The 12,604-nt window shown below is 72.0% G+C and carries 11 protein-coding genes; all 11 read right to left on the bottom strand.

Annotated elements, in window-relative coordinates; translation table 11 throughout:
• Window positions 1–6: 6 nt before the first annotated feature.
• The 11 genes from nuoL to ACIBBF_RS10560 are packed head-to-tail and all read right to left on the bottom strand — an operon-like array spanning window position 7 to window position 12,599.
• A complete protein-coding gene (gene nuoL / locus ACIBBF_RS10610) occupies window positions 7–1,926 on the bottom strand; it encodes an NADH-quinone oxidoreductase subunit L (RefSeq protein WP_397413060.1) in 1,920 nt (639 codons plus the stop codon).
• Window positions 1,927–1,938: 12 nt separating this feature from the next.
• The gene (gene nuoK / locus ACIBBF_RS10605; protein ID WP_116673522.1) at window positions 1,939–2,238 is read right to left on the bottom strand and encodes an NADH-quinone oxidoreductase subunit NuoK; all 300 of its coding nucleotides are present in this window, start codon (window positions 2,236–2,238) and stop codon (window positions 1,939–1,941) included.
• Entirely contained in the window at window positions 2,238–3,053 is an 816-nt protein-coding gene (locus ACIBBF_RS10600) for an NADH-quinone oxidoreductase subunit J (RefSeq protein WP_397413041.1), read from the bottom strand. Before ACIBBF_RS10600 ends, nuoK begins: the two co-directional genes overlap by 1 nt.
• Window positions 3,050–3,874, bottom strand: a complete 825-nt coding sequence (gene nuoI, locus ACIBBF_RS10595) for an NADH-quinone oxidoreductase subunit NuoI (protein ID WP_397413040.1) — start codon at window positions 3,872–3,874, stop codon at window positions 3,050–3,052. The genes ACIBBF_RS10600 and nuoI overlap by 4 nt, the downstream gene beginning before the upstream one ends.
• On the bottom strand, window positions 3,867–5,165 hold the full coding sequence (gene nuoH / locus ACIBBF_RS10590) for an NADH-quinone oxidoreductase subunit NuoH (RefSeq protein WP_397413039.1): 1,299 nt from the start codon (window positions 5,163–5,165) through the stop codon (window positions 3,867–3,869). Before nuoH ends, nuoI begins: the two co-directional genes overlap by 8 nt.
• Window positions 5,162–7,759 (bottom strand): NADH-quinone oxidoreductase subunit G, encoded by a 2,598-nt coding sequence (locus ACIBBF_RS10585; RefSeq protein WP_397413038.1) that lies wholly within the window; start codon window positions 7,757–7,759, stop codon window positions 5,162–5,164. The genes nuoH and ACIBBF_RS10585 overlap by 4 nt, the downstream gene beginning before the upstream one ends.
• The gene (gene nuoF, locus ACIBBF_RS10580) at window positions 7,759–9,102 is read right to left on the bottom strand and encodes an NADH-quinone oxidoreductase subunit NuoF (RefSeq protein ID WP_397413037.1); all 1,344 of its coding nucleotides are present in this window, start codon (window positions 9,100–9,102) and stop codon (window positions 7,759–7,761) included. The genes ACIBBF_RS10585 and nuoF overlap by 1 nt, the downstream gene beginning before the upstream one ends.
• A complete protein-coding gene (nuoE, locus tag ACIBBF_RS10575; RefSeq protein ID WP_397413036.1) occupies window positions 9,099–9,935 on the bottom strand; it encodes an NADH-quinone oxidoreductase subunit NuoE in 837 nt (278 codons plus the stop codon). Before nuoE ends, nuoF begins: the two co-directional genes overlap by 4 nt.
• A complete protein-coding gene (locus ACIBBF_RS10570) occupies window positions 9,932–11,287 on the bottom strand; it encodes an NADH-quinone oxidoreductase subunit D (RefSeq protein ID WP_397413035.1) in 1,356 nt (451 codons plus the stop codon). Before ACIBBF_RS10570 ends, nuoE begins: the two co-directional genes overlap by 4 nt.
• Window positions 11,284–12,051: an NADH-quinone oxidoreductase subunit C gene (locus ACIBBF_RS10565; protein ID WP_397413034.1), complete on the bottom strand. Its 768-nt coding sequence runs from the start codon at window positions 12,049–12,051 to the stop codon at window positions 11,284–11,286. The genes ACIBBF_RS10570 and ACIBBF_RS10565 overlap by 4 nt, the downstream gene beginning before the upstream one ends.
• Window positions 12,048–12,599, bottom strand: a complete 552-nt coding sequence (locus tag ACIBBF_RS10560) for an NADH-quinone oxidoreductase subunit B family protein (protein ID WP_020016037.1) — start codon at window positions 12,597–12,599, stop codon at window positions 12,048–12,050. Before ACIBBF_RS10560 ends, ACIBBF_RS10565 begins: the two co-directional genes overlap by 4 nt.
• Window positions 12,600–12,604: the final 5 nt, after the last annotated feature.

The raw sequence follows: 12,604 nt of genomic DNA, 5'->3' as shown, positions 1-12,604 counted from the left end.
CTCCGATCACTGGGCACCGCCCAGGCCAGCCACGAGCCACGCAACGGCGGCGATCACGAGGACACCGCCCGCCATGCCCGCGGCGTACGAGCGGACGTACCCGGTCTGCGCCTTGCGGAACACCGCGCCGAACCACGAGACGGCCAGGGGCAGCACGCCCCAGCCGCGGTCGACCACGTCACGGTCACCGACCTGGACCAGGCGGGCCACACCGTGCGCCGGCAGCACCACGAGGGTCTCGTTGGCGGCGTCCTGGTAGAGGTCCCGGCGGGCGGCCCGGGTGAGGAAGGAGCCGCGCGGCGCCTCCTCGGGAACGAGCTGCACCGCGTACATGCGGAACGCGAGCAGGGCGCCGAGGACCACGACGACCAGCGTGGTCGTGATGATCACGGGGACCGGGAGCACCGGCTCGTGGTGCTCGGCGTGCCCGACCACCGGCTCCAGCCAGGTGGTGAACGTGCCGCCGATGCCGAGCACGAGACCGAGCGCGGCGGAGCCGACGCCGAGGAACACCAGCGGCCACCACATGAGCGGCGAGCCCTCGTGGGGGTGCTGGTTCTCGGTCCAGCGCGGACGCCGTCCGCCGAACGTCATGAAGAACAGGCGGGTCATGTAGAACGCGGTGATCGCTGCGCCGAGCACCGCCACCGAGCCGAACACCCAGGCCCGCCACGGCTGCCCCTCGACCGGGATGAACGCGGCCTCGATGATCCCGTCCTTGCTCCAGAAGCCGGAGAACGGCGGGATGCCGAGGATCGCGAGCCAGCCCAGGCCCATCGTGATCCACGTGATGGGCAGGAACCGCGAGAGCCCGCCGAACCGGCGCATGTCGGTCTGGTCGCCCATCGCGTGCATCACCGAGCCGGCGCCGAGGAACAGCCCCGCCTTGAAGAAGCCGTGCGTGAGCAGGTGGAAGATGGCGAACGCGTACCCGGCCGGGCCGAGGCCCGCGGCGAGCATCATGTAGCCGATCTGCGACATGGTGGAGGCGGCCAGCGCCTTCTTGATGTCGTCCTTCGCGGTACCGACCACGGCACCGAACAGCAGGGTCACCGCACCCACGATGACGACGACGAGCTGCGCCGTCGGGGCCGCCTCCAGGATGGGGCCGGAGCGCACCATGAGGTAGACGCCCGCGGTGACCATGGTGGCGGCGTGGATGAGCGCGGACACCGGCGTCGGGCCGGCCATCGCGTCGCCGAGCCAGGCCTGGAGGGGGAACTGCGCCGACTTGCCGCACGCGGCGAGCAGCAGGCACAGGCCGACGGCGGTCGCGGTGGCCTCGGAGAGCCCGCCCGCGGCCGGGAGCACGTCGGCGAAGCTCACGCTGCCCACTGTCGCGAACAGGATGGCCATCGCGGCGATGAGCCCCATGTCCCCGATGCGGTTCATGACGAACGCCTTCTTGGCCGCCACCGCGTTCTCTCGGGCCGAGGGTCGCCCCGTGTCCCAGAACCCGATGAGCAGGTAGGACGCGACGCCCACCCCCTCCCAGCCCACGAAGAGCAGCAGGTAGGAGTCGGCCAGGACCAGCGTCAGCATGGCCGCGACGAAGAGGTTCAGGTAGGCGAAGAACCGGCGCCGGTCGACGTCGTGGTCCATGTACGCCACGGAGTACACGTGGATGAGCGTGCCCACGAAGGTCACGAGCACCACGAACGTCATGGACAGGGGGTCCAGCCGGAGGCCGAGGTCCACGTCCAGCCCGCCCGCGGACAGCCACGTCCCCAGGCTGTGGTCGATCGCGCGCTCCTCGGGCGGCACGCCGATCATGCGGAACATCAGGACGAAGCAGACCACCGCGGAGGCGGCCGAGGCCAGCACGCCGAGCCAGTGGCCCCAGCGGTCGGTGGCCCTGCCGCCCAGCAGCAGCACTGCCGCACCGATCAGCGGGAAGCCGACCAGCCAGGGGGCGAGCCCGATCACGTCGTTCACGTCTCAGCCCTTCAGGAGGTTGACGTCGTCGACCGAGGCCGAACGGCGGGTACGGAAGATCGTCACGATGATGGCCAGGCCCACGACGACCTCGGCGGCGGCGACGACCATGACGAAGAACGCGAGCACCTGACCGGTCAGGTCGCCGTGCAGCCGGGCGAAGGTGACGAAGGCGAGGTTGGTGGCGTTGAGCATGAGCTCGACGCCCATGAACACCACGATCGCGTTGCGGCGCAGCAGCACCGTCGTCGCCCCGATGGCGAACAGCACGGCGGCCAGGACCACGTAGTTGGTGATGTCCATCAGGCCTCCTCCTCGGCGTCCGACGCGTCGCGAGCCCCGGCGGCCTGCGCCTCGACCAGCGCGACCGCGGTGTGCGGAGCGGGCCGCTCCTGGCCGCGGATCCGCAGCACGCGCGACACCGACTGCGGCACCTGCTCGCCGTCGGGGCCCAGCGCGGGCGTGTCCATCGCGTTCGACCGGGCGTACACGCCGGGCGACGGCAGCGGAGTGAGCGTGACGCCGTCGGGCAGCGCCTTGACGCGCGCCTCCGCGACCGTCCGCTGGTTCTGCTTGGGGGTGAGCCGGCGGCGGTGCGTGAGCACGAGCGCGCCGACGGCCGCCGTCACCAGCAGCACGCCCACGGCCTCCATGGCCAGCACGTAGTCGCCGAACAGCACGCGGGCCAGGGCCTGCGGGTTGGCGACGCCGCCCGGGTCGCCGCCGGCCAGGCCGACGGCGGGCGGGAACGCGGCCCGACCCACCACGCCGGCCAGCACCAGCGCCAGCCCGAGGCCGATGAGCAGGCCGATCCAGCGCTGCCCGCGGATGGTCTCGGTGAGCGAGTCCGACGCGTCGACGCCCACGAGCATCAGCACGAACAGGAACAGCATCATCACGGCGCCGGTGTACACGACCACCTGCACGACGCCGAGGAACGGCGCCTCCTGCGCGATGTACAGGATGGCCATGCTGACCATGACGAACACGAGGCACATCGCGGCGTGCACGGCACGCCGCACGAACAGCAGGCCGAGTGCGGCGAGCACCATGAGCGGGGCGATCACCCAGAACAGGACGGTCTCGCCGCCCGAGATCTCCAGGCCGGCGGGGGTCATGCCGTCACCTCCGTGCGGCCGTCCGGCCGGGCGTCGCTCGCCAGCACCCGCACCGAGCCGACGGCGGCGGCACCCGCGGACCGCTCGGCGGCACCCGGACCCTCGTCCGGACGCAGCTCGTGCTGGCGCGGCGTCGGCGCGGGAGCCGTGCCCGAGACCACGGCCTCGGCGGCGTCCAGCGTCTCGTCGTCCGGCCGCTGCTCGCGGACCCAGGCGACCTGCGCCGCCGTCGGACCGAGCACGTCACCGCTGTAGTAGTCGGTGTCCGTGGTGCCCTCGACCATGGGGTGCGGCGCCGCGAGCATGCCCTCGGACAGCGGGGCCAGCAGGTCCTGCTTCTCGTAGATCATGCCCGCGCGGGTCTTGCCGGCCAGCTCGAAGTCGTTCGTCATGGTGAGCGCCCGCGTGGGGCACGCCTCGATGCACAGCCCGCAGAAGATGCAGCGCAGGTAGTTGATCTGGTAGACGCGCCCGTACCGCTCGCCGGGGCTCATGTGGGCCCCGCCGGAGTCGTCGGCCTTGACCTGCCGGCCCTCGTTCTCGGGCAGGTCCGCGTTGGAGGCACCTTCCACGTAGATCGCGTCCGCCGGGCACGCCCACGCGCACAGCTCGCAGCCGATGCACTTCTCCAGCCCGTCGGCGTACCGGTTGAGCTGGTGACGGCCGTGGAACCGGCGCTGGGTCGGCTCCTTCTTGCGCGGGTACTGCTCCGTGACCGTGGGCCTGAACATCGACGACAGCGTCACGCCGAAGCCCGCGACGGGAGCGAAGATCTCCGCGATGGGCCCCGGCTGGGGCCGCAGGGGCTGGTAGTCACTCACCGTGGACCTCCTTTCCGAACCGCTTGGACGGGGGCAGCTTCTCGCCGGGCAGCGGGGGCACCGGGAAGCCGCCGGCGAACGCGTCGACGGTCTCCTTCTCGGCGTCGGCCGCGGGGGGCGCCTGCTTCTTCTCGGGCCAGAACCACATGACGGCGACGAAGACGACGGCGGCCCCGACGATCACCGGGATGAACTGCTGGTAGGTGACGCCCTGCACGCGCTGCAGCCACTGCACGACGGCGAGCACGACCACCCAGGCCAGCGCGACCGGGATGAGCACCTTCCAGCCGAACACCATGAACTGGTCGTAGCGCAGGCGCAGCAGCGTGCCGCGCACCCACACGAAGACGAACATGACGGCCCAGAGCTTCACGAGGAACCAGATGATCGGCAGCCAGCCCTCGTTGAGGGCGCCGCCCAGGAACCCGTCGGGCACCGGTGCCCGCCAGCCGCCCAGGAAGAGCGTCACGCAGACGGCCGAGACGTTGAGCATGTTGATGTACTCCGCCAGGAAGAACCAGGCGAACTTCATCGACGAGTACTCGGTCATGTAGCCGGAGACCAGCTCGCCCTCGGCCTCGGGGAGGTCGAACGGCAGGCGGTTGGTCTCGCCGATCATCGAGATCACGTAGATCACGAAGGCCGGCGCCAGCGGGATGAACCACCAGATCTGCGTCTGGCTGGACACGATCTGCGACGTCGACATCGACCCCGCCATGATGAACACGCTGACCAGCGACAGGCCCATGGCGAGCTCGTAGCTGATCACCTGCGCCGTCGAGCGGACCGAGCCGAGCAGCGGGTAGGTGGAGCCCGAGGCCCAGCCGCCCAGCACGATGCCGTACACGCCGAGCGACGCGGCGGCCAGGATGTACAGGACCGCCACCGGGAAGTCCGTGAGCTGGGCCGGGGTGGTCCAGTCCGTCCAGGGGAACGGCAGGCTGGGCCCGAACGGGATGACGGCGAAGACGAGCAGCGAGCAGAACACCGAGATCATCGGCGCCAGCAGGTACACGAACCGGTCGGCCCGCGTGACCGTCATGTCCTCCTTGAGCAGGAGCTTCATGGCGTCCGCGAGCGACTGGAGCAGGCCGAAGGGACCGTGCCAGTTGGGGCCCGGCCGCACCTGCATGCGGGCCACGACCTTGCGCTCGAACCAGATCGCGAAGAGCACGCTGGTCAGCAGGAAGACCACGATGAGCACGGCCTTCACGACCGAGGCCCAGATGGTCTCCTGCGAGAAGTCGGCGGCGACGCCGGGCGCCGCGGCGGCGACGACAAGGGGGCTCATCGCCCACCCCTTTCCGAGTTGTCCGAGGCGGCCGACACGGTGACCAGGTCGCCCGCGGCAGCGCCGAGCGTGGCGTGCACGCGGCTGCCCACGCTGTTCAGCGGCAGCCAGACGACGCCGTCCACCATCGGCTCGGTCACCACGACCGGCAGCTCGACGGTGCCGCGCGACGTGCCGACGGCGACGCGGCCGCCGTCAGCCACCCCGAGGCTCTCCGCCGTGGCGGCCGAGAGGCGGGCCACGGGCTGCTTGGCCGTGCCCGCGAGGAACTGCTCGCCGTCCTGGCCGCGGCCCGCGTCGAGCTGGAGCCGCCAGGTGGCGAGCACCGCCTGGCCCGGCCCCACCTCGGGGGCCGCCGCCTGCGCCTGCTGCGGTGCGGCGACGCGGTCGCCCGACCACGCCTCGCGCTGCGTCATCGCGATCGACAGGTGGGCCTCGGCCGGCGTCGCCGCCTGCAGGTCCACGCCGAGCTGCTGGGCCAGCACGTGCAGCACGCGGTGGTCCGGCAGCGCGTTCGACTCGAGCGCCGCGCCGAAGGACCGCACCCGGCCCTCCCAGTTCCAGTACGAACCTGCCCGCTCGACGGGCGGCGCGACCGGCAGCACCACGTCGGCCCGCTCGGTGACCTCGGAGGCGCGCACCTCCAGGCTGAGCACGAACCCGCCGCGCGCCGCGACGGCGTCCAGGGCCGCCCGGGCAGCCTCCGGGTCGGGCAGGTCGGCGAGCTCGACGCCGCCGACGACCGCCCCGCCCAGGGTGCCGTCCGTCAGGGCGGCGAGGATGCCCGAGGTGTCACGGCCCGGCTCCGCCGGGACCTGCGCGCCCCACGCCTGCGCCACCTGGGCGCGGGCCGCGGCGTCGGTGACCGGGCGGCCGCCCGGCAGCAGGCCGGGCAGCAGCCCCGCCTCGACGCCGCCGCGCTCGCCCGCGCGACGCGGGATCCACGCGAGCCGCGCGCCCGTCACCGCGGCGAGCCGGAGGGCCGCCGCGTACGCACCCGGCGAGCCCGCCAGGCGCTCGCCCACGAGGATCACGGCCCCCGGCTGGGCCAGGGCGGCGCTCGTGGTGGCCACGGTGTCCGACGCCGACGCGCCGTCAGCCAGCGCGGCCAGCCAGTCGGTCTCGGTGCCCGGCGCCGCCGGCAGCAGCGTGCCGTCGAGGCGTGTCAGGCCGCGGGTGGCGTACGGGGCCACGGAGAAGATCTTCGCGCCCGACCGGGCCGCCTTGCGCAGCCGCAGGTAGGTGACGCCCGCCTCCTCCTCGGCCTCCAGACCGGCCAGCAGCACCGCGGGCGCCTTCTCCAGGTCGGAGAACGTGACGCCGATACCGGTGCCGGCCACGGCGTGCGCCAGGAACGCGGCCTCCTCGGCGGAGTGCACGCGGACCCGCTGGTCCACGTCGTTGGTGCCGAGCGCCGTCCGCGCGAACCGCGACCACGCGAAGGCGTCCTCGACGGTGAGCCGACCGCCCGGCAGCACGCCGACCCCGCCGGCCTGCCGCGCCCGGGTCAGCCCGGCCGCGGCGACCTCCAGCGCCTCGACCCAGGAGGCCGGCCGCAGCTCGCCCCGGGTGCCGTCGGCCGCGCGGTCGCGGACCAGCGGCGTGGTGAGCCGGTCGGGCGCGCTCTGCCAGGTGAAGGCGAAGCGGTCCTTGTCGGTGATCCACTCCTCGTTGACCACCGGGTCCTCGCCCGACAGCCGGCGCAGCACCTGGCCGCGGCGGTGGTCGATGCGGATCGCCGAGCCGTTCGAGTCGTGCTCCGCGATGCTCTCGGTGCTGACGAGGTCGAACGGCCGTGAGCGGAACCGGTAGCCCGCACCGGTCAGCGCGCCGACCGGGCAGATCTGCACGGTGTTGCCCGAGTAGTACGACGAGAAGGGCCGCCCCGAGCTGTCCGTCGCGGCCTCGCCGACCGGGCGGTCCACGGGGCCGTTGCTCGACTCCGCGCCGGCGAACCCGAGCACGTCCTCGTCGAACCGGCCGATCTGCTGGTGCGCGCCACGGTCCTGCAGGGCGATGAACGCGTCGCCCGCGATCTCCTCGCTGAACCGCGTGCAGCGCTGGCACAGCACGCAGCGCTCGCGGTCGAGCAGGATCTGCGTGGACAGCGCGATCGGCTTGGGGAAGGTGCGCTTGACGTCGACGAACCGCGAGTCGGTGCGGCCGTTGGACATGGCCTGGTTCTGCAGGGGGCACTCGCCGCCCTTGTCGCACACCGGGCAGTCGAGCGGGTGGTTCATGAGCAGCAGCTCCATGACCCCCTGCTGCGCCTTGTCGGCCACGGCGGAGGTGTGCTGCGTCTTGACCACCATGCCCGGCGCCACGGTCATGGTGCACGAGGCCTGGGGCTTCGGCATGGGCCGCACGTTGCCCTCGCGGTCCGGCATGGCGACCTCGACGAGGCACTGCCGGCAGGCGCCCGCGGGCGCCAGGAGCGGGTGGTCGCAGAACCGCGGGATCTGGATGCCGGCCTGCTCGGCGGCGCGGATGATCAGCGTGCCCTTGGGCACGCTGACCTCGGTGCCGTCGATGGTGAAGGTGACCAGCTCGACCGGTGCCGCCTCGGTGCTGGTGTCGTTCGTGGTGACGGTCATCAGTGACCTCCCGCGCCGGCGCCCGCGAGGGCCCCGGGAGTCCGAGTCTTGGGGGTGTACGGGAACAGGGCCGACGCGCTCGGGTCGAACGGGCAGCCGTGCCCGTCGATGTGCGCCTGGTACTCGTCCCGGAAGTGCTGGATGCTCGACGTGATCGGCGACACCGCGCCGTCACCGAGGGCGCAGAACGCCTTGCCGAGGATGTTGTCGCACAGGTCGAGCAGCAGCTCGAGGTCGCCGTCCTGCCCCTCGCCGGCCTCGATGCGGTGCAGCACCTGCTTGAGCCAGTAGGTGCCCTCGCGGCACGGCGTGCACTTGCCGCACGACTCGTGCGCGTAGAAGTCGGTCCACCGGGACACCGCACGGACCACGCACACGGTCTCGTCGAAGATCTGCAGCGCGCGCGTACCGAGCATCGAGCCCGCCGCGCCCACCGACTCGTAGTCGAGCGGGGTGTCCAGGTGGTCGGCGGTGAAGATCGGCGTGGAGGAGCCGCCGGGGGTCCAGAACTTGAGCTCGTGCCCGGCCCGGACGCCGCCCGAGAGGTCCAGCAGCTCGCGCAGCGTGATGCCCAGCGGCGCCTCGTACTGGCCGGGCGTGGTGACGTGCCCGGACAGGGAGAACAGGCCGTGCCCCTGCGACTTCTCGGTGCCCATGGAGGAGAACCAGTCGGCTCCCTTCGCGATGATCGCGGGGACCGACGCGATGGACTCCACGTTGTTCACCACGGTGGGCCGCGCGTACAGGCCGGCCACGGCGGGGAACGGCGGCTTGAGCCGCGGCTGGCCGCGCAGGCCCTCCAGCGAGTCGAGCAGCGCCGTCTCCTCGCCGCAGATGTAGGCGCCGGCCCCGGCGTGCACCGTGACGTCCAGGTCGAAGCCCGAGCCCTGGATGTTCTTGCCCAGGTAGCCCGCCTTGTACGCCTCGTCGACGGCGTTCAGCAGCCGCCGGTAGACGTGCAGCACCTCGCCGCGCACGTAGATGAACGCGTGGTCGCAGCCGATCGCGAAGCTCGTGATCGCCACGCCCTCGATGAGGTGCTGCGGGCTGGCGAGCATGAGCGGGATGTCCTTGCAGGTGCCCGGCTCGGACTCGTCCGCGTTGACGACCAGGTACCGCGGGCCGCCGTCGGGCGGGGGCAGGAAGCCCCACTTCATGCCCGTGGGGAAGCCCGCGCCGCCACGGCCGCGCAGCCCGGAGTCCTTGACGGCCTGGACCAGGGCGCCGGGCTCCATCGTCAGGGCCTTCTTGAGGCCGGCGTAGCCGCCGTTGCTCTCGTACGTGGCCAGCCGCCAGGAGCGGTCCTTGTCCCAGGTGTCGGTCAGTACCGGTGTCAGGCTCACTTCGCGTCCTCCCCGGGCTTCTTGTCCTTGCCGACCTCGGTGTCGGACGGCGTGGCGGGCTTGCGCTCCGCGCTCGACCCCGGGGTGCCGACCGGCGGGCTGGTCTGCCCCGCCGGGACGTCCGCCGCGCCGTCGGCCGCCGGGGCGTCCGGCGCCGTCCAGCCGCGCTCGCGGGCGACCTTGAGCCCCGCGAGCGTCGGGGCGCCCGCGCCCACGCCCTCGTCGGCGCGGCCGTCGGGGAACCCGGCCAGGACCCGGCTCATCTGCTTGAACGAGCACACGGACGCGGCACCGCGGGTGGGCACCACGTCCTCGCCCAGGATCAGCTTGTCCGCGAGCGCCGTCGCCGTCTCGGGCGTCTGGTTGTCGAAGAACTCCCAGTTGACCATCACGACGGGCGCGTAGTCGCAGGCGGCGTTGCACTCGACGCGCTCCAGCGTGATCGCGCCGTCGGGCGTGGTCTCGTCGTGGCCCACGCCGAGGTGCTCGCTGAGCTCGTCGAAGATGGCGTCGCCGCCCATGACCGCGCACAGGGTGTTGGTGCACACGCCCACGGTGTAGGTGCCGTTGGGGTGGCGCTTGTACTGGGTGTAGAAGGTCGCGACGGCGGAGACCTCGGCGGCGGTGATGCCGAGCATCTCGGCGCAGAACAGGATGCCGTCGCGGCTCACGTACCCGTCGACGGACTGCACCAGGTGCAGCATCGGCAGCAGGCCGGACCGGGGGTCCGGGTAGCGGGCCATGATCTGCGTCGCGTCGGCGGTCAGGCCCGCCAGGGTGTCGGCGTCGTAGCGCGTCTTCGTCGTGGGCGTCTCCACGGGCTCGGCCGTCATCGGTCCACACCTCCCAGCACGGGGTCCAGGGACGCGACGGCGACGACGACGTCGGCCACCTGGCCGCCCTCGCACATCACCGACGTGGCCTGGAGGTTGTTGAACGAGGGGTCGCGGAAGTGCGCGCGGTAGGGCCGGGTGCCGCCGTCGGACACGACGTGCACGCCGAGCTCGCCGCGCGGGTGCTCCACGGTCTGCCAGGCCTGGCCGACGGGGACGCGGAAGCCCTCGGTGACCAGCTTGAAGTGGTGGATCAGGGCCTCCATGGAGGTGCCCATGATCTTCTTGATGTGCTCCAGCGAGTTGCCCTGGCCGTCGCCGCCGACGGCGAGCTGGGCGGGCCAGGCGATCTTCTTGTCGGCCACCATGACGGGCTCGCCCTCGGTACGGTCGAGCCGCTCCAGGGCCTGCTCGATGATCTTCAGCGACTGGTAGCACTCCTCGATGCGGAGCACCACGCGGTCGTAGCAGTCGGCGCCCTTCGAGGTGGGCACGTCGAAGTCGTAGGTCTCGTAGCCGCAGTACGGGTTGTCCTTGCGGACGTCGTACGGCAGGCCCGTGGACCGCAGCACCGGGCCGGTCACGGCGAGCGCCATGCACCCGGACAGGTTGAGCACGCCGACGTCGGTCAGGCGCGCCTTGAAGATGGGGTTGGCGAGCATGAGGTCGGTGAGCTGCTTGAGGTAGCCGCGCACCTTCTTGAGGGCCTCGCGCGCCTGGGTGGTGAAGCCCTCCGGGGTGTCCACGGCCACGCCGCCGGGGCGGATGTACGCGTGGTTCATGCGCAGGCCGGTGACGGCCTCGAACAGGCGCAGGATCTCCTCGCGGGCGGTGAAGCCGATGGTCATCACGGTGGTGGCGCCCATCTCGTTGCCGCCGGTGCCGACGCAGACCAGGTGGGAGGAGATGCGGTTCAGCTCCATCATGAGCACCCGGATCACCGACGCGCGCTCGGGCACGTCGTCGGTGATGCCCAGCAGCTTCTCCACGGCGAGGCAGTAGGCGGCCTCCTGGAACAGGGGTGCCACGTAGTCCATGCGGGTGCAGAACGTGGTGCCCTGCGTCCACGTCCGGAACTCCATGTTCTTCTCGATGCCCGTGTGCAGGTAGCCGATACCGGCCCGGGCCTCGGTGACGGTCTCGCCGTCGATCTCCAGCATCAGGCGCAGCACGCCGTGCGTGGACGGGTGCTGGGGACCCATGTTGACGACGATCCGCTCCTCGCCGATCGCCTCGCGCGCGATGTCGTCCCAGTCGCCGTCGCCGTAGGCCTCGAAGGCGCGCACGGTGGAGGACATGTCCTCGTTCCCGGCGGGCCGGGTGGCGTGGGGGGTCGCAGTGGGAGCGCTCATGAATAGCTCCTCCTCGTGTCCGGCGGGGGCACCGTGGCGCCCTTGTACTCGACGGGGATGCCGCCGAGCGGGTAGTCCTTGCGCTGCGGGTGGCCGTCCCAGTCGTCCGGCATCTCGATGCGGGTCAGGGCGGGGTGGCCGTCGAAGACGATCCCGAAGAAGTCGTACGTCTCGCGCTCGTGCCAGTCGTTGGCCGGGTACACCGACGTGGTCGACGGGATGTGCGGGTCCTCGTCCGGGGCCGCGACCTCCAGGCGGAGCCGGCGCGAGTGGGTGATCGAGGCGAGGTGGTACACGGCGTGCAGCTCACGGCCGGCGTCGTGCGGGTAGTGCACGCCGCTCACGCCGAGGGACAGCTCGAACCGCAGGTCCTGGTCGTCGCGCAGCGCCTGGCACACGGCCACGAGGTGCTCGCGGGCGACGTCGATGGTCAGCTCCGCCTGCGGTGCGTCGGCGCTCGCGGCGCCGTGCAGGTCGACGACCACCTTCTCGACCGCCTGGTCGAAGGTGGGCCCGCCGGTCCGCGCGGCGTCGTCCAGCACCTCGGCCAGGACGTCGACCACCTGGTCGAACCAGCTCCCGTACGGCCGGGGCGACGCGGCGGGCATCGCGACGGGGGTGACCAGGCCGCCGTAGCCCGACGTGTCGCCCGAGCCGTGGGCGCCGAACATGCCCTTCCTGACCTCGACCACCTCGAAGGTGGCCGCGCCCTCCGGGGGCGTCAGGGCCGAGCCCTGGTCGCCGCCCGGCGTGACGTCGCTCATCGCAGCAGGCCCTTCATCTCGAAGGTCGGCGTGGCCTCCATCGCGGCCGCCTCGGCGGCGCGTGCGGCCTCGACCCGGTTCACGCCCAGCGGCGCGTTCTGGATGTGGTCGTGCAGCCCGAGGATCGCGTTGATCAGCATCTCCGGGCGCGGCGGGCAGCCGGGCAGGTAGATGTCGACCGGGACCACGTGGTCCACGCCCTGCACGATCGCGTAGTTGTTGAACATCCCGCCCGACGACGCGCACACGCCCATGGAGAGCACCCACTTGGGCTCGCTCATCTGGTCGTACACCTGACGCACCACCGGGGCCATCTTCTGGCTCACGCGGCCCGCCACGATCATCAGGTCCGCCTGGCGCGGCGAGGCGCGGAACACCTCCATGCCGAACCGCGACAGGTCGAACCGCGACGCACCGGCGGCCATCATCTCGATGGCGCAGCAGGCCAGTCCGAACGTCACCGGCCACACCGAGGCCTTGCGCAGGTAGCCCGCGAGGTCCTCGATCGTCGTCAGCAGGAACCCTGACGGCGCTTCCTCGACACCCATGTCCC

Origin of the sequence: Promicromonospora sp. NPDC050880 (assembly GCF_044456525.1) — a bacterium.
Lineage (GTDB): Bacteria > Actinomycetota > Actinomycetes > Actinomycetales > Cellulomonadaceae > Promicromonospora.
Note: the sequence above shows the minus strand (reverse complement) of the source record. Positions and strands in the feature narration are given on the sequence as shown.

Bases quoted from the DNA above. Each gene is read 5' to 3' on its own strand.
- nuoH (WP_397413039.1), bottom strand. From the start codon at position 5,165: ATGAGCCCCCTTGTCGTCGCCGCCGCGGCGCCCGGCGTCGCCGCCGAC.
- ACIBBF_RS10600 (WP_397413041.1), bottom strand. From the start codon at position 3,053: ATGACCCCCGCCGGCCTGGAGATCTCGGGCGGCGAGACCGTCCTGTTC.
- nuoK (WP_116673522.1), bottom strand. From the start codon at position 2,238: ATGGACATCACCAACTACGTGGTCCTGGCCGCCGTGCTGTTCGCCATC.
- ACIBBF_RS10570 (WP_397413035.1), bottom strand. From the start codon at position 11,287: ATGAGCGCTCCCACTGCGACCCCCCACGCCACCCGGCCCGCCGGGAAC.
- ACIBBF_RS10585 (WP_397413038.1), bottom strand. From the start codon at position 7,759: ATGACCGTCACCACGAACGACACCAGCACCGAGGCGGCACCGGTCGAG.
- ACIBBF_RS10565 (WP_397413034.1), bottom strand. From the start codon at position 12,051: ATGAGCGACGTCACGCCGGGCGGCGACCAGGGCTCGGCCCTGACGCCC.
- ACIBBF_RS10560 (WP_020016037.1), bottom strand. From the start codon at position 12,599: ATGGGTGTCGAGGAAGCGCCGTCAGGGTTCCTGCTGACGACGATCGAG.
- nuoE (WP_397413036.1), bottom strand. From the start codon at position 9,935: ATGACGGCCGAGCCCGTGGAGACGCCCACGACGAAGACGCGCTACGAC.